This is a genomic window from Streptomyces griseus subsp. griseus, assembly GCF_000720255.1.
Classification (GTDB): Bacteria; Actinomycetota; Actinomycetes; order Streptomycetales; family Streptomycetaceae; genus Streptomyces; species Streptomyces griseus_I.
Genome location: NZ_JOJE01000039.1, coordinates 94,646 through 115,381 on the forward strand (window position 1 = coordinate 94,646; position 20,736 = coordinate 115,381).

Annotated in this window: 24 protein-coding genes and 1 pseudogene; 13 read left to right on the plus strand and 12 right to left on the minus strand. The window is 71.0% G+C overall.

All coding sequences use genetic code 11. The annotated features are described in order from the left end of the window. Positions 1-3 precede the first annotated feature (3 nt). Together IG99_RS35260 and IG99_RS35265 are read left to right on the plus strand one after the other, a co-directional pair. Complete coding sequence (locus IG99_RS35260) at positions 4-1,272, plus strand: VWA domain-containing protein (RefSeq protein WP_037681458.1); 1,269 nt, start codon at positions 4-6, stop codon at positions 1,270-1,272. Continuing rightward, complete coding sequence (locus tag IG99_RS35265; RefSeq protein ID WP_037681460.1) at positions 1,272-2,093, plus strand: hypothetical protein; 822 nt, start codon at positions 1,272-1,274, stop codon at positions 2,091-2,093. Before IG99_RS35260 ends, IG99_RS35265 begins: the two co-directional genes overlap by 1 nt. Positions 2,094-2,163: 70 nt before the next feature. Here IG99_RS35265 and IG99_RS35270 read toward each other — a convergent pair whose 3' ends face one another. After that, a complete protein-coding gene (locus tag IG99_RS35270) occupies positions 2,164-2,790 on the minus strand; it encodes a winged helix-turn-helix transcriptional regulator (RefSeq protein WP_037681463.1) in 627 nt (208 codons plus the stop codon). Between the two features lie 87 nt (positions 2,791-2,877). On the opposite strand from IG99_RS35270, the gene IG99_RS35275 reads away from it, so the two are divergent. The 4 genes from IG99_RS35275 to IG99_RS35290 are packed head-to-tail and all read left to right on the plus strand — an operon-like array spanning position 2,878 to position 5,835. Then, complete coding sequence (locus tag IG99_RS35275) at positions 2,878-4,086, plus strand: pyridoxal phosphate-dependent aminotransferase (RefSeq protein ID WP_037681465.1); 1,209 nt, start codon at positions 2,878-2,880, stop codon at positions 4,084-4,086. Positions 4,087-4,105: 19 nt separating this feature from the next. After that, the gene (locus tag IG99_RS35280) at positions 4,106-4,705 is read left to right on the plus strand and encodes a histidine phosphatase family protein (protein ID WP_037681467.1); all 600 of its coding nucleotides are present in this window, start codon (positions 4,106-4,108) and stop codon (positions 4,703-4,705) included. A gap of 50 nt (positions 4,706-4,755) precedes the next feature. Then, positions 4,756-5,382, plus strand: coding sequence for a hypothetical protein (locus tag IG99_RS35285; RefSeq protein WP_037681468.1), 627 nt, complete (start codon positions 4,756-4,758; stop codon positions 5,380-5,382). 30 nt (positions 5,383-5,412) lie between these two features. After that, entirely contained in the window at positions 5,413-5,835 is a 423-nt protein-coding gene (locus tag IG99_RS35290; RefSeq protein WP_037681470.1) for an acyl-CoA thioesterase, read from the plus strand. A 4-nt stretch (positions 5,836-5,839) separates the two neighbouring features. Here the strand turns inward: IG99_RS35290 and IG99_RS35295 are convergent, their stop codons facing one another. Next, positions 5,840-6,241, minus strand: coding sequence for a winged helix-turn-helix transcriptional regulator (locus IG99_RS35295; protein ID WP_037681471.1), 402 nt, complete (start codon positions 6,239-6,241; stop codon positions 5,840-5,842). A gap of 234 nt (positions 6,242-6,475) precedes the next feature. On the opposite strand from IG99_RS35295, the gene IG99_RS35300 reads away from it, so the two are divergent. Further along, entirely contained in the window at positions 6,476-7,825 is a 1,350-nt protein-coding gene (locus IG99_RS35300; protein ID WP_234312064.1) for an MFS transporter, read from the plus strand. A gap of 15 nt (positions 7,826-7,840) precedes the next feature. On the opposite strand, the gene IG99_RS35305 is transcribed toward IG99_RS35300, so the two are convergent. Then, on the minus strand, positions 7,841-8,692 hold the full coding sequence (locus tag IG99_RS35305) for an NAD(P)H-binding protein (RefSeq protein ID WP_037681473.1): 852 nt from the start codon (positions 8,690-8,692) through the stop codon (positions 7,841-7,843). A 96-nt stretch (positions 8,693-8,788) separates the two neighbouring features. Between IG99_RS35305 and IG99_RS35310 the strand changes: the two genes are divergently transcribed. Both IG99_RS35310 and IG99_RS35315 read left to right on the plus strand, forming a co-directional pair. Continuing rightward, positions 8,789-9,577, plus strand: coding sequence for an AraC family transcriptional regulator (locus tag IG99_RS35310; RefSeq protein ID WP_037681475.1), 789 nt, complete (start codon positions 8,789-8,791; stop codon positions 9,575-9,577). Positions 9,578-9,656: 79 nt separating this feature from the next. Then, on the plus strand, positions 9,657-10,157 hold the full coding sequence (locus tag IG99_RS35315; RefSeq protein ID WP_037681478.1) for a GNAT family N-acetyltransferase: 501 nt from the start codon (positions 9,657-9,659) through the stop codon (positions 10,155-10,157). Positions 10,158-10,371: 214 nt separating this feature from the next. Here IG99_RS35315 and IG99_RS35320 read toward each other — a convergent pair whose 3' ends face one another. The 6 genes from IG99_RS35320 to IG99_RS35345 form a co-directional block, all read right to left on the minus strand. Next, a complete protein-coding gene (locus IG99_RS35320) occupies positions 10,372-11,751 on the minus strand; it encodes an 8-oxoguanine deaminase (RefSeq protein WP_037681480.1) in 1,380 nt (459 codons plus the stop codon). Positions 11,752-11,761: 10 nt separating this feature from the next. Then, positions 11,762-12,664, minus strand: coding sequence for a factor-independent urate hydroxylase (gene pucL / locus IG99_RS35325; protein WP_037681483.1), 903 nt, complete (start codon positions 12,662-12,664; stop codon positions 11,762-11,764). A 4-nt stretch (positions 12,665-12,668) separates the two neighbouring features. Beyond that, positions 12,669-13,064: a hydroxyisourate hydrolase gene (gene uraH, locus IG99_RS35330; RefSeq protein ID WP_037681485.1), complete on the minus strand. Its 396-nt coding sequence runs from the start codon at positions 13,062-13,064 to the stop codon at positions 12,669-12,671. Continuing rightward, positions 13,061-13,579, minus strand: coding sequence for a 2-oxo-4-hydroxy-4-carboxy-5-ureidoimidazoline decarboxylase (uraD, locus tag IG99_RS35335; RefSeq protein ID WP_037681488.1), 519 nt, complete (start codon positions 13,577-13,579; stop codon positions 13,061-13,063). The genes uraH and uraD overlap by 4 nt, the downstream gene beginning before the upstream one ends. A gap of 83 nt (positions 13,580-13,662) precedes the next feature. Then, entirely contained in the window at positions 13,663-14,028 is a 366-nt protein-coding gene (locus IG99_RS35340) for a helix-turn-helix domain-containing protein (RefSeq protein ID WP_037681491.1), read from the minus strand. Then, the gene (locus IG99_RS35345; protein WP_037681493.1) at positions 14,025-14,273 is read right to left on the minus strand and encodes a YkoF family thiamine-binding protein; all 249 of its coding nucleotides are present in this window, start codon (positions 14,271-14,273) and stop codon (positions 14,025-14,027) included. Before IG99_RS35345 ends, IG99_RS35340 begins: the two co-directional genes overlap by 4 nt. 219 nt (positions 14,274-14,492) lie before the next feature. Here IG99_RS35345 and IG99_RS35350 point away from each other — a divergent pair, with 219 nt between their 5' ends. Both IG99_RS35350 and IG99_RS35355 read left to right on the plus strand, forming a co-directional pair. After that, positions 14,493-14,729, plus strand: coding sequence for a hypothetical protein (locus IG99_RS35350; RefSeq protein ID WP_037681495.1), 237 nt, complete (start codon positions 14,493-14,495; stop codon positions 14,727-14,729). A gap of 158 nt (positions 14,730-14,887) precedes the next feature. Beyond that, positions 14,888-15,514, plus strand: a complete 627-nt coding sequence (locus IG99_RS35355) for a hypothetical protein (protein WP_037681497.1) — start codon at positions 14,888-14,890, stop codon at positions 15,512-15,514. 43 nt (positions 15,515-15,557) lie between these two features. Here the strand turns inward: IG99_RS35355 and IG99_RS35360 are convergent. Continuing rightward, positions 15,558-15,846, minus strand: a pseudogene (locus tag IG99_RS35360) (glyoxylate carboligase); the annotation flags it as partial. 186 nt (positions 15,847-16,032) lie between these two features. On the opposite strand from IG99_RS35360, the gene IG99_RS35365 reads away from it, so the two are divergent. Further along, the gene (locus tag IG99_RS35365; protein ID WP_037681504.1) at positions 16,033-16,740 is read left to right on the plus strand and encodes a hypothetical protein; all 708 of its coding nucleotides are present in this window, start codon (positions 16,033-16,035) and stop codon (positions 16,738-16,740) included. Between the two features lie 49 nt (positions 16,741-16,789). Next, positions 16,790-17,293: a GNAT family N-acetyltransferase gene (locus IG99_RS35370; protein ID WP_037681505.1), complete on the plus strand. Its 504-nt coding sequence runs from the start codon at positions 16,790-16,792 to the stop codon at positions 17,291-17,293. 18 nt (positions 17,294-17,311) lie between these two features. Here the strand turns inward: IG99_RS35370 and IG99_RS35375 are convergent, their stop codons facing one another. Further along, the gene (locus IG99_RS35375) at positions 17,312-18,928 is read right to left on the minus strand and encodes an AMP-binding protein (protein ID WP_324606157.1); all 1,617 of its coding nucleotides are present in this window, start codon (positions 18,926-18,928) and stop codon (positions 17,312-17,314) included. Next, positions 18,925-20,595, minus strand: a complete 1,671-nt coding sequence (locus IG99_RS35380; protein ID WP_037681507.1) for an AMP-binding protein — start codon at positions 20,593-20,595, stop codon at positions 18,925-18,927. Before IG99_RS35380 ends, IG99_RS35375 begins: the two co-directional genes overlap by 4 nt. Between the last annotated feature and the right edge of the window lie 141 nt (positions 20,596-20,736).

Below are 20,736 nucleotides of genomic sequence, written 5' to 3' on the forward strand. Positions count from 1 at the left end.
CCGATGATCAGAACACAACGGCTGGCGGCGGGCGTCTGCGCCCTGCTCGCCGCGCTCGCCGCCGGGATCGCGTTCCCGGCCCCGGCGTCCGCCGACGAGACCACCGCCAACGCGCCGAAGGTCGACCTCGTCCTCGACGTGAGCGGTTCGATGCGGGCCAGGGACATCGACGGCCAGTCGCGGATGGCCGCGGCGAAGCAGGCCTTCAACGAGGTGCTGGACGCCACGCCCGAGGAGGTCAGACTCGGCATCCGCACCCTCGGCGCCAACTACCCGGGCGACGACCGCAAGACGGGCTGCAAGGACACCGCCCAGCTCTACCCGGTCGGCCCGCTGGACCGCACCGACGCGAAGACGGCGGTGGCGACCCTCTCGCCCACCGGCTGGACGCCGATCGGCCCCGCCCTGCTGAAGGCGGCCGGCGACCTCGACGGCGGCGAGGGCTCCAAGCGGATCGTGCTGATCACCGACGGCGAGGACACCTGCGCCCCGCTCGACCCCTGTGAGGTGGCCCGCGAGATCGCCGCCAAGGGCATCGGCCTGACCATCGACACGCTCGGCCTGGTGCCGAGCACCAAGCTGAGCCGGCAGCTCAGCTGCATCGCCGAGGCGACCGGCGGCACGTACACCTCGGTGGAGCACACCGCCGAACTCACCGACCGTGTCAACCAGTTGGTCGACCGCGCCGCCGACCCGGTGGTGACGCCGGTGGCGACGCAGGGCGCCGACGCGTGCGCGAAGGCGCCCACGCTCAAGTCGGGCCTGTACACCGACCGCGAGGAGTTCGGCCAGCAGCGCTGGTACCGCGTGGACGTCCTCCCGGGTCAGGAACTGCGTGCCTCGGTGAGCGTGGCGGCCGACCGGGCCGTCAACCCCGACTACGGGACGCTGCTGCGGGCCGTCACCGCGCACGGCCGTGAGATCGTGCGCGGCGAGGCCGCCGGCAACGGCCGTACGGACGTCATCTCCACCGGACTGCGCTACCCGAAGGCCGAGCGGGACGACGACGGCGACAAGCCGGCCGCCGAGACCGTCTGCCTCCAGGTGACCAACTCCTTCTCGGCGGCCTCCAGCGTGAAGAGCACGCCGGGCATGCCGCTGGAGCTGACGATCGACGTGGTGGACGGGCCGAGCAACGCGAGCGACGTGGCCTCCTTCGGCCTCGGACGCGGCTGGTGGCTGCTGGGCGCACTGGTGCTGGCCGGCTTCGTCGCCGGTCTGCTGTGGGGCTGGCTGTCGCGCTGGCGGATCGCGGTCTGGAGGACCAACTGATGCGAATCACACGTGTGTTCAGTGCTCTGAGTGTGACCCTGCTGACACTCGGGCTCGCCGCGGGTCCCGCGGCGGCCGACTCCTCGCCGTCCGCGAGCCCCTCGGGCGACGACTCCGCGCCGACCCAGGCGGGCACCTCGTTCCGTACGGCCGCGGAGGTCGAGCAGGGACAGACGGCCACGGCGAGCGGCTCGACCGGTGACTATTTCTACTGGTCGTTCCCCGCGGACGCCGAGCAGCGCCCGACCGTGAAGGCGACGGTGAAGCTCCAGGAGACGCACGGCGCGCAGACCTGGCAGATAGACGTGTACGACGGTCTGCGCCGCCGCCAGGCCTGCCAGTACGGGGCGCAGACGCGCGCCGCCGGTCCGGGTGCCTCCTCCGTCGAGCTCACGTGCGTGCTGCGGACGGTGCGTGCCTGGTCGGAGACCTGGGCGAACGACCCGCTGCCGGGCACCTACTACATCCGGCTCACGGCCGTCGGGGTGACCACGGCCGACCTGGGCCTGCCGGTGAGTGCCGAAGTGCGGGCCGACTCCAAGGACATGGGTGGCGCGGCCGCGGTGGACGGTTCGCTGGCCGAGCCGCTGGTGCCGGGGATCGCGGTCACGTCACAGAAGGACGACGACGGCGACAAGGACTCCTCCGACTCCGCCGTCCTGTCCGCCATCGAGCCCGAGGACGGCTGGTCCTCCGGCTGGTGGTCCGACCGCTGGGTGTGGACCGCCGTGGGCGGTGTGCTGGCCGCGCTGGCCGGCATCGGCGGATACGCGCTGACGCGTGGCTCGGGACGGCCGTCGCGGGTGCCGCCGGGCGCCTGAGACGTCTCTGAGGAGTCGTCACCACCCTGCGCGTGAGGGCCCGCTGCACACAACAGCAGCGGGCCCTCACTCATGCCTCGCGCAGCACCTTCGCGAGTGTGCCCTCGCCGCTCACCTCGACCCGCCCGTCGCGCACCGCGTCCGCCAGGCTCAACTCCCCCCGGGCCAGTGCCGCACATGTGTCGCCGTCCAGGACCAGCCGGGCGTCGGGTTCCGCGGGCGCGGGCCCGTCACCGTAGACCGGGCCGTCCTGGGCGCCGACGAACAGGTGGAAGTCCCCTTCCTCCAGCCGCACTTCGAGGAGGCCCTCGCCCTCCAGGCACCGCAGCAGCGGCAGCGCGAACCAGTGGGCGCGGACCGCGTCCGTGGGGCGCCGCTCGCCGAGCTCGGGCCCTCCCCACTCCCCCAGTGCCTGCAGCACCGGCAGCAACTCACGTCCGCGTGCGGTGAGTTCGTAGACGTAGGCCGCGCCCGGCGGCGGCAGCCTGCGTCGAGTGGCGATCCCGTCCCGTTCCATGTCCTTCAGCCGTGAGGCGAGTACGTCCGTGCTCACGCCGGGCAGGTCCGCGTGCAGGTCCGTGTAGCGGCGGGGGCCGGCCAGCAGTTCCCGGACGATCAGCAGGGTCCAGCGGTCGCCGACGACGTCGAGCGCGCGGGCGGCGGAACAGTACTGGTCGTAGCTTCGGCGAGGTGACATGCGACGCAGTGTAGACATGTTGTTGGACTTTCCAAGCTCGAACTTGGTAAAACCAAGCAACACACCGAACCGGAGGGGCGAGCGCGCATGGAGTTCCGGCAGTCGAACAAGCTCAGCGAGGTCTGTTACGAGATCCGCGGCCCCGTGATCGAGCACGCGAACGCGCTGGAGGAGGCCGGCCACAGCGTGCTGCGCCTGAACACCGGCAACCCCGCGCTGTTCGGCTTCGAGGCGCCGGAGGAGATCCTCCAGGACATGATCCGGATGCTCCCGCAAGCCCACGGCTACACCGACTCGCGGGGCATCCTCTCCGCCCGCCGGGCGGTCGCCCAGCGTTACCAGACCCTGGGTCTGGCGGTCGACGTCGACGACGTCTTCCTCGGCAACGGCGTCTCGGAGCTGGTCTCCATGGCCGTACAGGCACTGATCGAGGACGGCGACGAGATCCTGATCCCGGCCCCGGACTTCCCGCTGTGGACCGCGGTCACCACGCTGGCCGGCGGCAAGGCGGTCCACTACCTGTGCGACGAGCAGGCCCACTGGTACCCGGACCTGGACGACATGGCCTCCAAGATCACGGACCGCACGAAGGCCGTGGTCATCATCAACCCCAACAATCCCACCGGCGCGGTGTACCCGAAGGAGATCGTCGAGGGCATCCTCGACCTCGCCCGCCGGCACGGGCTGATGGTCCTCGCCGACGAGATCTACGACCAGATCCTCTACGACGACGCCGTGCACCACTCGGCCGCCGCCCTCGCCCCCGACCTGGTGGTCCTGACCTTCTGCGGTCTGTCGAAGACATACCGGGTGGCGGGCTTCCGCTCCGGCTGGATGGTGGTGACCGGGCCGAAGCAGCACGCGCGGGACTATCTGGAGGGCCTGACCATGCTGGCCTCCATGCGCCTGTGCGCCAACGCGCCCGCCCAGTACGCCATCCAGGCCGCGCTCGGCGGCCGCCAGTCCATCCACGAGCTCACCGCGCCGGGCGGCAGGCTGCACGAGCAGCGGGACGTGGCCTGGGAGAAGCTCAACGAGATCCCGGGCGTGTCGTGCGTGAAGCCGAAGGGGGCGCTGTACGCCTTCCCGCGCATCGACCCCAAGGTGCACCCGATCCACGACGACGAGAAATTCGTCCTGGACCTGCTGCTGCGGGAGAAGATCCAGGTGGTCCAGGGCACGGGCTTCAACTGGCCGGCCCCCGACCACTTCCGCATCCTCACGCTGCCCCACGCGGACGACCTGGACGCGGCGATCAGCAGGATCGGGCGGTTCCTGAGCGGCTACCGTCAGTAGCGCCTCGTAGCCTGGGGTCATGGGTGATCTCTTCCTCGTCCGGCACGGCGAGACCGAGTGGTCGCGCTCGGGCCGGCACACCGGGTGGACCGACGTCCCGCTGACCGAGCACGGCCGGGAGGAAGCCCGCCGGCTCGTCCCACTGGTCCGCTCGCACCGGATCGGCGCCGCGTTCGTCAGCCCCGCACAGCGGGCCAGGGAGACGGCCGAGCTCGTCGGACTGCACGACGTACGGGTCGACGCCGACCTGCGGGAGTGGGACTACGGCGGGTACGAGGGGGTCACGACCCCCGAGATCCAGCGGACCCGGCCGGGCTGGTTCCTGTTCACGGACGGCGTGGCACCCGGGCCGCCGGACCACCCCGGCGAAACCCCGGACCAGGTCGGGGAGCGCGCCGACCGCGTGCTGGCCGAGGCGGACGCGGCCCTCGCCACCACCGAGGGCGCGGTCGTCCTGGTGGCCCACGGGCACTTCCTGCGCGTGCTGACCGCCCGGCGGCTCGGACTGTCGGCGGCGCACGGAGCACTGTTCCAGCTGGCGACGGGGACGATGAGCCGCCTGAGCACGGAGCACGGGCGGCCGGTGATCGCCGGGTGGAATGTCAGACCTCCGTCGTAGTCTCGGAAACAGGTGGGTGCCATGCCCCCCGGGACGGGAGGGAGCACGCCGTGACACGACCGCCCACCGCCGCGCAACGGCGTGTCATCGACGCCGCCGACCCGGTCACCGGGCGGCTGCGGGGTACGGCTGCGCAGTTGGCCGCCCTGGTGAAGCACGGGCTCGCCTTCCGGCACCCGCGTCCGCCCCATGACCACTTCCTGACCCCGGCGGGGCATCGGATACGGGAGGCGGTGCCCGAGGCTCCCGAGCCCCCGAAGCCCGCCGCATCGGGCGTCTTCACCGCGCGCGTCGGCGGCGAGGAGGAGCCGCCGGAGCACTCCCCCGCCCGTGTCCGCGAGGTGCACAGCGCCTGGCAGGGCCTGCTGGAGCTGCGCCGGATGACCAACCCGGACGGCGCCACCGACCGCCCGTGCGGCTGGGAGCGCACGCATCTCGTGCAGGCCGCCGCACTCGCCCTGGAGGCGGCCGGACACCGCCCCGCCGGGCAGGACGGCGACGGCTACCGGGTGCGCGCCACCCCGCAGCCCGAGGCCGTGGCCGTGCGCGAACCCGACCCCGAGGCGCTGCGCGGGTGCGCGGCCACGCTGGAGGCGGCGGGCTGGCAGGCCGGCGAGTACACGGAACCCCGCACGAGGGCTCGATATCTACTGGCGTCGCCGCGCCGGGCGAGATGAGCATGCCAAGATCGAGAGAAAGGGGAAGCCATGACCGAGCCGTTCTCCGTCCCCGTGACCGTTCGCGGCTACGAGACCGACGTCCAGGGACATCTCAACCAGGCCGTCTACCTCAACTACGCGGAGCACGCCCGCTGGAGCCTCCTCCAGGCGGCGGGAATCAGCCAGTCCGGCCTCATCGGCAAGGGCGTGGGGCCGGTGGCCCTGGAGACCACCATCCGCTACCACCGGGAACTGCTCGCGGGCGACGAGGTCGAGGTGACCTGTGCCTTCGACTGGGGAGAGGGAAAGACGTTCCGCATGCGGCAGGCGATCCGCAAGACCGACGGCACGGTGGCGGCCGAGGTCATGGCCGTCGGCGGACTGCTGGACCTGGAACAGCGCAGACTGGTGGCGGATCCACGGGAGTACTTCAAGGAACTCGCCGCGGACCCGGCCATGTTCGGGCTCTGAGTTCCTACACGTCGACCAGTTCCGGCCGGTGCTCGGTGTCGTAGGACGCACGCGACTCGGCGATGTAGACGCGGTTGCGTTCGGCCCATTCGGTGAGCCGTTGCAGCGTCTCGTGCAACTCGCGGGCCACCTGGGTCAGTTCGTACTCGACCCGCGGTGGCACCGTCGGGTGCACCGTGCGGGTCACCAGCCCGTCGCGCTCCAGGTTGCGCAGGGTGAGGGTGAGCATCCGGCGGCTGATGCCCTCGATACCGCGCTCCAACTCCGTGAAACGGATGGGGCCGTGCGCGGCGGCGACCAGGATCTGCACGCTCCATTTACCGGAGACCCTGTCAAGAACTTCACGGACCGGGCACGCGTGCGCGTTCACGACCTGCGGGGTAACACCGGTGTTCCTCTGGGACATCGGACTGCCTCCTTATGCCGGCCTCCATGGTCATTCACGATGTTCCCCGTTACAAGTCGTGCACCAAGAGCACGCATCGGAACCCATGGAGATCGCGGAGGCCACGCCGCCATGACGGCCCTGACCGAGTCCCGGACACGAACCACCCGGACACGAACCACCCGGACGAACCCTGCGACGCGACGGACGTACTCCCGCTGGGCGGCCCTCGTCGTCCTGTGCGCGGGAACCCTGATGACGATCCTGGACGGCGACATCGTCACCGTGGCGATGCCCGCCATCCAGAGCGACCTCGGCTTCAGCGGGCCCGGGCTCGCCTGGGTCGTCAACGCCTACCTCATTCCCTTCGGCGGACTGCTGTTGCTGGTCGGCCGGCTCGGCGACCTCGTCGGCCGCAAGCGGATGTTCACGGTGGGGCTCGCCGTGTTCACCGCGGCCTCGGTGCTGTGCGGGGCCGCGACCGGCCAGGGCCTGCTGATCGCGGCGCGCGCCCTCCAGGGCGTCGGCGGGGCGATGACCACGGCAGTGGTCCTCGGCATGCTGGTCTCGCTGTTCCCCGAACCTCGCGAACAGGCCCGTGCCATCGCGGTGTTCAGCGCGGTCGGCGCGGCGGGCGGAGCACTCGGCACGTTCCTCGGCGGGGCGCTGACCCAGACGGTCGGCTGGCACTGGATCTTCCTGATCAACCTGCCCATCGGGGTGGTCGCCTGGCTCGCCGCACTCCGGGTGCTCCCGGCGGAGCGGGGATCCGGGCTCGGCGAGGGCGCCGACTACCCCGGCGCCGCGCTGATCACCGGAGCACTGATGCTCACCGTGTACGTCATCGTCGGCGCCGGCGACCGCGGCCTCACCGGCACACTGCTGCTGGGCGCCCTCGCCCTCGCCCTGTTCGTGGCGTTCACGCTCCACCAGGCCCGGGCCGCCCGCCCGCTGCTTCGACTGCGGCTGTTCGGCTCCCGGCTGCTCAGCGGCGCGAACGCCGTGCAGATCCTGATGGTGGGGACGATGTACGGCTTCCAGTTCATCGGCGCGCTGTACCTCCAACGCGTCCTGGACTACGGCGAGTTGATTACGGGCCTGGCGTTCCTGCCCGCGCCGGTCGCGATCGGTGCGCTGATGCTGGGCCTGTCGGCGCGGACGATCGGCCGGTTCGGTCCGTACCGCGTGCTGCTCGCCGGACTCGCCCTCATCGTCGCCGGGATGGCGCTGCTGAGCCGGGCGCCCGTGGCCGGTTCCTACGCGGCCGACGTCCTGCCGCCGCTGCTGCTGCTCGCCGCCGGGTTCGCCGCGGCGATGCCGGCGCTGACCGGGCTCGCCATGTCCGGAGCACGCGAGGAGGACGCCGGTCTGGCGTCCGGGCTGTTCAACACCACCCAGGTGGTCGGTGGTTCCCTGGGCCTGGCCGTGCTGTCGACCCTCGCGGCGAGCCACACGGACCGCCTGCTCGGCGACGGCGCAACGCTGCTCCCGGCCACGGCGGACGGCTACCAGCTGGCGTTCCGGGTGGCCGCGGGCATCGCGGTGGCGGCCCTCGCGCTGGCGGCGGCGGTGCTCAGGCCACGACCGACACCGACCGCCGACTGACCGCCACCCCGCCCCTCACGCAGGCTCGAACGCCTCCCGGTGGTCCTCGGCCCACTCCCGGTACGTCCGTGCCGGCCGCCCCAGTACCTCCCGTACGTCCTCCGTGACGACGGCGTTGCCACCCGCGCGTACGAAGGCGCTGCCGGCCAGGACGCCCTCCGCCTGTGCCTCGCCGAGGCCCCAGGTGCGCAGGAAGTCACGGGTCTCGTCCGGCGTGAGGGTGTGTGTCGGGACCGTGCGGCCGAGGACTTCGGCGAGGACGGCGGCCTGGCCGGGAACGCTGATCGTCTCGGGCCCGGTCAGCGTGTACGTCCGCCCGGTGTGCCGCTCCTCGACGAGGGCCCGTACCGCCACCTCGGCCACGTCACGCGGGTCGATCACTCCCTGAAGCCCGTCACCGGTGAGGTTGGGCACCGGCTCGCCCGCTCCGATCGGCCGCGCCCAGCTCAGCGTGTTGGATGCGAAGGAGGAGGGGCGCAGGACCGTCCACTCCGCCCCGCTCTCCCGTAGCGCCCGCTCCCCGGCCAGGTGCCAGGTGCCGGACAGGCCCACCTCGGGGTCGCCCGTCCCGATCGCGGAGAGCTTCACCAGCCGGCCCACCCCCGCCGCCCGGGCCGCGGCCACCAGATCCTCGTCGTGCCGCGTGTCGGGGCCGGGGACACCCACCAGGAACGCGGCCGTCACGCCGGACATCGCCGCGTCCAGCGAGCCCTGGTCGAGGTAGTCCCCGCGCACCACCTCCACCCCGGGCGGCACCTGGGCCCGCGCCGTATCGCGGGTCAGCGCGCGCACCTTCTCCCCACGGCCCGCGAGTTGTCGTACGACGTCACTTCCGATGGTGCCCGTGGCACCCGTCACCAGGATCATGACCCCAACGGTGGCCGCCGGACGCCCCCGGTCTCTAGGAAATACCGGCACGGTTGCGAGACCCCCGCGGGCGGTCCGCGCGCTTACGGTGGGAGGATGACGAACGCCCTCGCCGAGCGCCCCCTGACCGTCCCCGACGACCTGCGTCCCTGGATCACCGGCATCGAATCGGTAGCTGTCCAAGGGGAGTTGCCCGAGTCGTTCACCCATGTGCCGGACACCGCGACGCAGTTGGTCGTACGGGTCGAGGAGGACGGCCGGCGCGACGCGCTCGTCGTCGGCCCGCGCACCCGCGCCTCGTACCACACGGACGCCGACCGGCGGGTGCGGTCCTGTGTGCGACTGCGCCTGGGGCCGGGGACGGTCCGCCCGCTGCTCGGCACCCCGGCGGTCGACCTCGTGGGACAGGTCCTGCGGCTGGCCGCCTTGCCGACGGTCACGGCACGCCGACTCGCCGCGGATCTGATGGAGTTGACGGCGGAGGAGCTGCCCGCCCATCTGGCGCGCGCACTGCCCGGCCGGCTCGCCCCGGCCGTCGACCCTTCGCGCACCCGGCTGCTGCGCGCCGCCGTGGACGCCCTGTCCACCCGCCCCGGACGCTCCCCCGCCCAGGTCAAGGACGTGGCACGCGAGTTCGCGGTCAGCGAGCGGCAACTGCGCAACCTCTTCACCGAGGGCGTCGGCCTCTCCCCCAAGCACTACGCCCGCATCGACCGCGTACGGCACGTCCTGACGCATGCGGAGACGGCCCCGTGGGCCCAACTCGCCGCCACCACCGGCTACTACGACCAGTCGCACATGACGTCGGACTTCCGCACCCTGATGGGCGTACCGCCGCGCTCGTTCTTCACGGGGCGGCTGCCGCGGCCGCGGCCCTGTCAGTAGGTGTTCTTCAACCCGTTTCCCTGTGCTGGGTCCCGCTGACCTGCGTGGACGCGACGGCCGGCGTCGATAGGGTGTCGCCATGCCGTATTCGCCGATGCCGCTCCAACTCGACACCGCACGCCTGACGTTGCGTCAGTGGACCGAGTCCGACATCGACGCCCATCGCGCGCTCGTCGCCGAACGGGGTGGTGGTATGCCGTCGATCGAGGAGAACCGGCGGATGATCGAGGATCAGCGGGCTGCGTCGGCGCTGACAGGGATCGCTCTGCTGCCTGTCATCCGCCGCGAGGTGGGCGACTTCATCGGGTATTGCGGGCTCACTGTCGGTCGGGCTTCTGTTGACGAGCCGGAGATCGCCTATGAGCTGTTCCGGCGCGTGCACGGCCAGGGCTATGCCACCGAGGCGGCGTCCGCGGTGCTCGACGCGGCGATCGCGACTGGGCGGAAACGGCTCTGGTCGACGGTGCGTCCCTGGAACGCGCCATCGTTTCGCGTCCTCGAAAAGCTTGGGTTCCAGCGCGACCATGTCTCTGCCGAAGACAGTGGCGAACTGGTGTGGCTGACCCGTTGCCTGCCGTAGGAGACGCGCTGCGGTCAGTTCGGAGTGGCTCCGCCAGGTCGGAGGCACCACCGGCCCCTGTCCTGGCTCGGGCGCGGCGGGCAGGATGGCCCTCGTGATCCACTCCTTGGATGATGCCGCCTCGTTCCACGACCTGTTCGCCACACACTCTCGCCTGACCGACTTGGTCCTGGCGCCCGATGGGAGGCGCCTGATAAGACCGGAGTGCCCGGGCTCAGCCCTGCGCGGCGATCCGTGCCAGTCGCTGGGCCTGCGCCCGTGTGGAGCGTGCGATCGCGTCCTCGTCGGCCGTGCGGAGCCGCCCGTTCTCCACGACCTGGCGGCCGTTGACGAACGACGCCGTGACCGGGGCCGGCGCGCCGAAGACCAGCGCCGTCACCGGGTCGGCGATGGAGGCGTGGGCGAGGGTGTCCAGCCTCCAGAGCACGAGGTCGGCGAGCTTGCCTGGCTCCAGGGAGCCGATCTCGCGTGCGCGGCCCAGGACTTGGGCACCGCCGAACGTGCCCAGGCGCAGGGCCTGACGGGCATTCAGGGCGGCCTCGCGGTGGGCGCCCAGGCGGTTGATGAGCAGCGCGTTGCGCAGCTCGGTGTGGAGTTCGCCGGACTCGTTGGACGCCGTACCGTCGACGCCGAGACCGACGGGGATGCCGGCGGCGAGCATGTCGGGGACGCGGGCGATGCCGGCGGCGAGGCGGGCGTTGGAGGACGGGCAGTGGGCCACACCGGTCTTCGTCCGGGCGAAGGCCGCGATGTCGGAGTCGTTCATGTGGACGCAGTGCGCCATCCACACGTCCTCGCCGAGCCAGCCGGTGGACTCGAAGTAGTCGGTCGGGCCCATCCCGAACTGCTCGTGGCAGAACTTCTCCTCCTCGACCGTCTCCGAGCCGTGGGTGTGCAACCGTACGCCGAGACGGCGGGCCAACTCGGCTCCCTGCCTGAGCAGTTCGGTGGAGACGGAGAAGGGGGAGCAGGGGGCGACGGCCACCTGGGTCATCGCGTCGAACGAGGTGTCGTGGTGCTCCTTGACGGTCTCCTCCGTTGCGGCGAGGGCGCCGTCGAGGGTCTCGACGGCGAAGTCCGGCGGCAGGCCGCCGTCCTTCTCGCCGAGGTCCATGGAGCCGCGGGCGAGGGTGAAGCGGACGCCCATGTCTCGGGCGGCGCGGATGATGGCGCCGGAGAGGTCGCCCGAGCCTCGCGGGAAGACGTAGTGGTGGTCCATGGCGGTGGTGACACCGCCCCGGGCCATCATCGCGAGCGAGCCCTCGGCGGCCGCCCGCACCATCGGTTCGTCGATGCGCGCCCACGTCGGGTACAGCGCGACGAGCCAGTCGAAGAGGTTGTGGTCGGTGGCCAGGCCCCGGGTGATCCACTGGTAGAAGTGGTGATGGGTGTTGACCAGGCCGGGGGTGACCAGGTGACCGGTGGCGTCGATACGCCGGTCGACGTTCTCCAGGCCCTCGGGGGCCCTGCCCGCGCCGAGCGACTCGACGCGGTTGCCGGCGAGGACGACGTACCCGGTCGCGTACTCGGTGTCCTCGGCGTCGACGGTGGCGATCGCGGCGTTCTCGATCACGGTGCGATGGGCTGCTGCCATGGTTCGTCCTTCAGAGGTTGGTGAGGTCCGCCGGGATCTTCGCCTCGCGGCCGTCCCGCAGGACGGTGGCCTCGATCAGGCCGTACGGGCGGTCCGCGGCGAGGTACACGGCTCCGTCGGCGGTGTCGTTCTTGAGCCCGAACGGTTTCAGGTCCACCAGGAAGTGGTGTTTGTTCGGGAGGGAGAAGCGGACCTCGTCGATCTCGTCCCGGTGGTCGATGATCCGTGCGCCCATGGCGTAGAGCGTCTGCTGGAGCGAGAGGGAGTAGGTCTCCGCGAAGGCCCGCAGCAGGTGCCCCTTCACCTCGGCGTACGACAGCTCCCAATCAGGGGCTTCCTGTCCGTCGTCGGTCCAGTTGAAGCGCCAGCGGCCGGAGACGTCGGTGGCGAGGATACGGTCGTACGCCTCGGGCAGTGTCGTGTACTTGTCCTTGACGTAGCCCCAGAACTCCGAGTCGGTCGAGTTCATGACCGTCAGGTCCTTGAGCCCGGAGACGACCTCCCACGCGGAGCCGTCGTAGGTTATCTGGGCGAGCCGGGTCTCCTGCCCCTTGCGGACGAAGGAGTGCGCGCCCTCGCCGGAGTGCTCGATGCGCTCCCAGGCGTACTCCTCGATACGGATCCGAGCCGTTCTGATCGGCTCCTGCGAGGTCACGAAGTGGCGGGCGAGGTGGATGCCGAACTGCTCGGCGGATTCGATGCCGTACTCCTTGGCGAACGCGTACACCGTGTTCTTGGTGGTGTCGGTCGGCAGGACGGTGGCGTTGGAGCCGGAGTAGTGGACCTCGTCCATGTCGCCGGAGAGCGACACGGAGACGTTCAGGTCCTTGATGTGGTGGGTGGCGCCGTCCCGCGTGATCTTGACGACTCGGTTCTCGGCCTTGCCGTACTGGTTCGGTCCCAGGATGGGCATGGAGCTAGCTCCCTCGGTATACGGAGTAGCCGAACGGGTTGAGCAGCAGCGGTACGTGGTAGTGCTCGCCCGGCACCACGGCGAACGTGATCGCCACCTCCGGGAAGAACACCCCGGCACCGCTGTCCCGATTCGCGGGGGCGTCCTGCTGCGCATCGGCTTGCTTCTTCTCGAAGTACGGTTCGACGGCGAAGTCGAGCCGTACGTGGGTCGTTCCTTCCGGCGGTGCCGGAAGGTCCTTGCACCGTCCGTCCGCGTCTGTCGCGGAGCCGCCGAGCACCTGCCAGTCGGCCGCTCTGCCGCTGCGGACGGAGAGGTGGACGGCGACGCCCTCGGCTGGGCGGCCGACGCTGGTGTCCAGGATGTGCGTGGACACGGAGGCGGTGGTGCCGGTGCTCATGATCGGGCGTCCTCTGCGACGAGTCGGGCCAGCCGGATGCGGTTGATCTTTCCCAGTTCGGTGCGGACGATCTCCCGCTCCCGCTCGGGCGTGTTGCCCATCCGCTCCTTGACCGCGTCGCGCATCTGCTCGCCGGTCAGGCCGGTGGCGCAGATGAGGAAGACGTGACCGAAGCGGTGCTGGTAGGCCAGGTTCAGTTCCAGCATCTCCGCCCTGAGCTCGTCGGAGGCGCCGGCCATGCCGCGCTGCTCACGGGCCGACGCCGGGTCGCCCGGTTCGGGGCGGCCGATGGGCGGGTGCCCAGCCATCGCCTCCTCAAGTTCGGCGACGGTCAGTTCGGCCATGGCGGCGTCGCTCGCGGCACCGAGGGCGTCGGCGGTGGCGTAGGGACGGCCGGCCAGCACGCGCCGGGCCCACGCCCTGGCGGCACACGCCTCGTGGAGGGCGGCGAGGGCCGACGACTCCTCGAGTTCATTGAACCGGGCCAGGCCCATGGGCATGGAGGTCGAAGTCACGGGGCCAGCTAACGCCTCCCCCCAACCTCACGTCAACACTTTGTTGAAAATTCCGGGGTTGCGGGCCGAGGCCCCTCCGCCGCTCAGCCCTTCTCCCGGTTGAGGTAGTTGTAGACCGTGAAGCGGCTCACCCCGAGCGCGCTCGCCACGGTCTCCACACCGTGCCGTACGGAGAAGGCGCCGCGCGCCTCGAGCATCCGTACGACCTCCTGCTTGGCCTTGCGGTCCAGGTCGGCCAGGGGCCGGCCCTTTTTGCGCTCCATGGCGGCCAGGATGTGGTCGAGGGAGTCGGCGAGCTGGGGCAGCCGCACGGCGACGACATCGGCGCCCTCCCAGGAGAGCACGACGTCGTCGGGTCCGGCCTCGTCGGGCGGGAGCATCTCGCCGCCCATGGCGTCGACCAGCGGCTTCACAGCCGTGATGAACGGCTCGTCCCCGATGCCGGTCACTCGCCCTCCCCGACGACGTTGACCTGGAGCGAGATCCGGGTGGCGCCGGCTTCGAGGGTCTTGCGCAGCAGGGCGTCCACGGTGGTGAGGACCGCGTCGGCGCGCCCTTCCGCGGTGTTGCCGAACGGGCCGACGTCCACGGCGTCCAGATCTGCCGCCTCGACGACCTCGCGCGCCACCAGCGCGTGCGCGGGCGCCTCGTCGAGATCGAACGGCTCGGTCGTGAACTCCACTCTCAATCGCACGCGCCCAACCTAACGCGCGGTACGGCTTTCCGCCGACCGCTCTTGACAAGCCCTGACCAGCGACGACAAGTTTCCAATAAAAAGGACTTAATTTCCGTAATGCGGAATAATCCAAGGCGGAAGTGAGCGTCGGCTCTGGGATTCGCGGAGCAGCAGCCCGTCGCACCGCCACGGCCCTTCCGGCGTGCGGATCAGGGCCCGGCGCAGCAGCCTGAAGCCATGGGAAACCCGACGCAGTACCCGCACATCGTGGTGCACGCCCCGGCCCTGGACGGCTCCCGCCGAGTCACCTTGGGCGACGAGCCCCTCGGTATCGCCACCCACCTGGACGATGTCGTCGAAATCCTCCGACTGGCCGACCTGGACCGGATCGAGGTCGAGGAGAGCGACCTGATCGAGTGGCAGGGCGGAGGCCCCGACGACTGGCCGGGGTTGTCGGAACCCCATGAGCGGTGAACACGCGTACGGCACCGGTCGTAGACCGACTACGGAATCCTCAAATCAAGCTCTGAAACGGCGCCGAAAGGCTTCAACCACTCCCCTGTGCGGGCACATTGTCGTCACACGGGGCCCGCCGGCACGGGGGCGGCGGGTCCCGGTACGGGGGTGATGTGATGGACGGCGCGGAGACGGCGCGGCTGGAGCCGCACGAGATCGCGCTCCTGCGGGGCGGTCCCCGCGCCGCCGTCACGGTCGCCGTGGTGGGTCTGCAGCTGCGGGGCGAGGTGGAGCCCGGCCCGCCGGGGACGGCACGTACGACTCCCCTCGTCGCGGACGCGGCCCCGGGGCACTCCCGGCCTCCCCTCCCGCCGCTGGAGAGCGCGGTGCGCGCCTGCCTCGAAGAGCCCCGCGAACCGCGGAAGTTGGCGCGGCGGTCCGACATCCGCCTGGCGGTGGCCCTGATGCGCGTCCCTCTGGCGGACGCCGGTCTGCTGCGCTACCCGCTGCTCGGCCCGACCTTCGCGGCCCGCCGTCATCTGCGCGACCTTCAGCGGCAGCACCCCCTGCCCACGGGCAGGCACGGTCTGACGGACCACGACAAGCTGCTCGCGGTCGCCCTGCACGGCGAGGCGGCCCTGCGGGCGCTCTTCCCGCGCTTCGCCCTGCGGGCGGGACTCCTCGCCCGCGCCGAGGTGGCGGACAAGGGGTTCCACGGGCGTCCCCGGGGCGGCGGAACGGGCGGCGCGGGCCTCCCCTCGTCGTACTACTCCTGCGGCGGCGGGGGCGGCGGCACGGACTGAGCACGGGAGAAGGCCGTACACCACCCTTCTCCCGCGTGGCGTCTCAGACCTTCAGCGCCTTGATCGAGGTCGGCGCATGGTCCGGCTCGGTCGCCCGTTCCTCGAACTCGACCACGTTGCCGATGTCGTTGGTCGTCGACCTCGCGATGTCGGTGACGTGCTCCAGGATCACCTCTACGACGACCGGGACCCGGTACCCGGCGGCGAGCTTCTTGGCCTGCTCGAAGGCCGCGCCGAGTTCGTCCGGGCCGGTCACTCGGATCGCCTTGCAGTCGAGCCCTCGGCGGCCTTGACATGGTCCAGGCCGTTACGCCGAGTTCGGGCGCGCCGACGCCGCCCCGCGGCGAGCATTCCGACGCCCTACCGATTTCCGTATAGCAGAATTTGACTTCTACTATCTGGAAGAAATGTAAGAGGGTGCCCGGAGAGCGTCAAGAGTCGGCCGAAGGAGGCGGGAAGGTCGGCCGAAGGAGGCCGAGAGACGGACAGGCAGGGGGTTCGTGGGCGACGATGGGGCCATGTCCGAGAGCGTGTCCGTGCGCTGTCCGGCCTGCCGGCGCGAGCATCTCTACGCCGCTCCGTCGTACCCGTGCGTGTGCGGCGCACCCGTCCGGCCGCCGCTCGACACCGCCGGGACCGCGACCGCGGTCACCCACCAGGTGTGGGACGAGCAGTGGGTCAGCCTGCGCTGCGCTTCCTGCGGCCGCCGGGACGAATGGCCCCGGCCGGAACTGGGCTGCCCGTGCGGGACGGTGCTGAGGGTGCCGGTCATGTCCTCCGCCACCACGACCGACGCCCGGCCCCCGACCACAACGGAACCGGCACGTGCTCGCCGGGTCCTCCAGCCGGTCACGATCCGTACCCCGCGCGACGCCGCCACCGCCGCCGCGCTGTACCTGCGCAGCCTCGGTTACCAGGACATACGCCGGGCCGACCAGCGCCCGCCGTCGGGCATCGGGCTCGCCGCCCGCGGGCTGCTCGCCCAGGTCGACCCGGCCATCCGTCCCGCGTCCCTGCGCGATGTGGAGTGCCTGTGGCTCACGGCCATGACGGAGTCCGCGGCCTGCGTCCACTTCTCCCTCGCCGGCTACACCGACGAGGCCCGCGCCCGCGCCGAGGGCCTGGACATCCCCCTGTTCGTCCTCGAACTCAACGGCATCCCCAAGCCGTTGAACGCCCCGGCGGTACGGCTGGACGCGTCGGGAGCGCAGGACAGAAACCGGTGATCAGGATTCACGGACGACGTGCGCGCCCGCTTCGTTCGATACTCGCCGTATGCGCATCCGCCCCGCGGCCCCGGTCGAACTCGCCGCTCTCCAGGACATCGAGCGCGCCGCCGGTGCACCCTTCCGTGCGGTCGGCATGGTGGAGATCGCCGAGGACGAGCCGCTCGCGTCAGCCGTGCTGGAGCGCTACCGCCGGGCGGGGCACGCCTGGGTCGCCGTCGACGGAGCGGACCGGCCCGTCGCTTATCTGATCGGGGAGCCGGTGGACGGGGCGTTCCACGTTGAGCAGGTCTCGGTGCACCCTCGTGCCGCCCGCCGGGGTGTGGGCCGGGCCCTCCTCGACCACGCGGCGGTCCGTGGCCGGGCCGAGGGCCTGGCCGGGCTGACCCTGACCACGTTCACAGAAGTCCCGTGGAACGCCCCGTACTACACCCGCCTCGGCTTCCGCACGCTCCCGGAAGCCGAGCTCACCCCGGGCCTTCGCGCGATCCGCGCCGCGGAGGCGGAGCACGGTCTCGACCGGTGGCCGCGGGTGTGCATGGGCAGGGACTGACCTGCCGGGCGCAGGGCCTCAGTCCCTGTACGTCTCCCGCAGCTCCACCTTCCGTACCTTGCCCGACACCGTCATCGGGAAGGAGTCCAGGATCGCCAGTCTGCTGGGGATCTTGTAGTGCGCCAACCGCCCCTCGCAGTACGCGCGCACCTCCTCCAGGGCCGGCGGGTCGGCCGGGTCGCGCGGGATGACGCAGGCGAGGACCTCCTCGCCGTACCTCTCGTGCGGAACGCCGATGACCTGGACGTCCTGGATCTTGGGGTGGCCGTAGAGGAACTCCTCGATCTCGCGGGGGTAGATGTTCTCGCCGCCCCGGATGATCATGTCCTTGATGCGGCCGACGATCTCGACATATCCGTCCTCCCGCATGACCGCGAGGTCGCCCGTGTGCATCCAGCGCCCCGCGTCGACGGCTTCGGCGGTCTTCTCCGGCTCGTTCCAGTAGCCGAGCATCACGCTGTAGCCACGGGTGCACAACTCGCCCGCCTTGCCGCGGAGTTGTGTCACGCCGGTCGCCGGGTCGACGACCTTGACCTCGATGTGCGGCAGGACCCGGCCGACCGTACCCGTGCGGTGCTCCAGGTCGTCGTCACGGCGGGTCTGGGTGGAGACCGGCGAGGTCTCGGTCATGCCGTAACAGATGGACACCTCGGCCATGTTCATCTCGGCGACCACCCGTTTCATCACCTCCACCGGGCAGGGCGAACCCGCCATGATGCCGGTGCGCAGGGAGGAGAGGTCGTACGTCGCGAAGTCGGGGAGGTTGAGTTCCGCGATGAACATGGTCGGGACGCCGTAGAGGGAGGTGCACCGCTCCCGCTGGACCGCCTCCAGGGTGGCCCTCGGTTCGAAGGAGGGGGCCGGGATCACCATGCAGGCGCCGTGGGAGGTGGCCGCCAGATTGCCCATCACCATGCCGAAGCAGTGGTAGAAGGGCACCGGGACGCAGATCCGGTCCTGCTCGGTGTAGGCGATCATCTCGCCCACGAAGTAACCGTTGTTGAGGATGGCGTGGTGGGAGAGGGTCGCCCCCTTGGGGAAGCCCGTGGTGCCCGAGGTGTACTGGATGTTGATCGGGTCGTCGCAGGACAAGGGCTCGAACGGCACCGGTGTCCCCCGCGCGATCAGCGCTTCCCAGCTCGGGTCCCCGATGTACACGGTCTCCCGCAACTGCGGGCATCTGCCCCGCACTTGCTCGACCATCGCCCGGTAGTCGCTGGTCTTGTGACTGAGGGAGGCGAAGAGCAGGGAGACGCCGGCCTGGTTGAGGACGTACTCCACCTCGTGCGTGCGGTAGGCCGGATTGATGTTCACCATGATCGCGCCGATGCGGGCGGTGGCGTACTGGACCAGGACCCACTCGGGACAGTTGATCGCCCAGATGCCCACCCGGTCGCCCTTGGCGATTCCGCTCGCGAGCAGGGCGTACGCCAACGCGTCCACGTCAGCGGCGAATCGGGCGTAGGTCCAGCGCCGTCCGGAGGGCACGTCGACCAGTGCCTCCCGGTCGGGCCAGGCGGCGACGGCCCGGTCCAGGTTCGCCCCGATCGTGTCGCCGAGCAGGACGGTCCCGCTCGTGCCGTGCGTGTACGACAGTTCACCCACCGACCGCTCACCCACCGACAGCTCACTCACCGGAAGTCCTCCTCGCGGTACTCGTCCGCCGAGCCCGCGGCCGTGGCCTCGCGCAGCTCGATCCGGCGGATCTTGCCGGAGACGGTCTTGGGCAGCGGCGCGAACTCCAGGCGGCGGATGCGCTTGTAGGGGGCCAGCGCCTCGCGGGAGTGGTCGAAGAGCACCTTCGCGGTGTCCGGTCCCGGCTCCCAGCCGGCGGCGAGGACGACGTACGCCTTGGGAACGGCCAGGCGCAGCTCGTCCGGGGCGGGCACGACGGCCGCCTCGGCCACCGCCTCGTGCTCCAGCAGCGCGCTCTCCAGCTCGAAGGGGCTGATCTTGTAGTCGGAGGCCTTGAACACGTCGTCCGCCCTGCCGACGTAGACGACGTACCCGTCCTTGTCGCGGGTGCCGATGTCGCCGGTGCGGTAGTAGCCGCCCGCCATCGCCTCCGCCGTACGGTCCGCGTCGCCGTGGTAGCCGGTCATCAGGCCGACCGGCCGCGCCGACAGGTCGAGCGCGATCTCGCCCTCGACGGCGCCGGGTGCGCCGGAGACCGGGTCGAGGAGCTCGATGCGGTATCCGGGGCTCGGGCGGCCCATGGAGCCGGTCTTCAGCGGCTGGCCGGGGCTGTTGGCGATCTGCACGGCCGTCTCGGTCTGTCCGAAGCCGTCCCGGACGGTCACGCCCCAGGCTCGCCGGACCTGCTCGATGACCTCGGGGTTGAGCGGCTCGCCGGCGGCCACGACCTCGCGGGGCCGGGTGCGCAGCTGGGTCAGGTCGGCCTGGATGAGCATGCGCCAGACGGTCGGCGGGGCGCAGAAGGTGGTGACGCCCGCCCGGTCCATCTCGGCCATCAGCCGGGCCGGGTCGAAGCGCGTGTAGTTGTGGATGAAGACGGTCGCCTCCGCGTTCCACGGCGCGAAGAGATTGGACCAGGCGTGCTTGGCCCAGCCGGGTGAGGAGATGTTGAGGTGCACGTCGCCGGGCTTGAGGCCGATCCAGTACATGGTCGACAGGTGCCCGACGGGGTACGAGGTGTGGGTGTGCTCGACGAGCTTGGGCCGGGCGGTGGTGCCCGAGGTGAAGTAGAGCATCAGCGGGTCGTCGGCCAGGGTGGGGCCGTCGGGCAGGAAGTCCGGGGAGGCGGCGTAGGCGTCCTCGTAGGGCTGCCAGCCCTCGGGGACTCCGCCGACGGCGGTGCGCGTGTAGTCGCCGGGCACGTCGTCGAACTTCGCCGCGTCCTCCGCGCGCACGATCACGTGCCGCACCCGGCCGCGGTCCACGCGGTCGCGCAGGTCGGCGGGGCCGAGGAGCGGGGTGGCGGGGATGACGACCGCGCGCAGCTTCATCGCGGCCAGCGCGGTCTCCCACAGCTCGGCCTGGTTGCCGAGCATGACGAGGACGCGGTCCTCGACGCCGACGCCCCGCTCCCGCAGCAGGTTGGCGACCCGGTTGGACCGCTCGGCCAGCTCGGCGAAGGAGAGCCGGGTCTCGGAGCCGTCCTCCTCGACGATGTGCAGGGCGGTGCGGTCGTTGCCGTCCGCGATCACGTCGAACCAGTCCAGCGCCCAGTTGAAGTGTTCGGGGCGCGGCCAGGCGAAGCCCTCGTAGGCCGTGGCGTAGTCCTCGCGGTGGGCCAGCAGAAAGTCCCGAGCCTCGCGGAACTGTTCCGTCGCCGTCGTCATCCGTCCTCCTGATTCATCCGGTCGTTCGCCGCCGGGGCGCCGTGTGCACACCGGCAAGCCCCTTCGGCTCACTCCCGCGCCGTGCCGGACCATTGCCGGACGGTGCTCTGCCATCGTGTAATCCGTGATGCAGGTCTCACT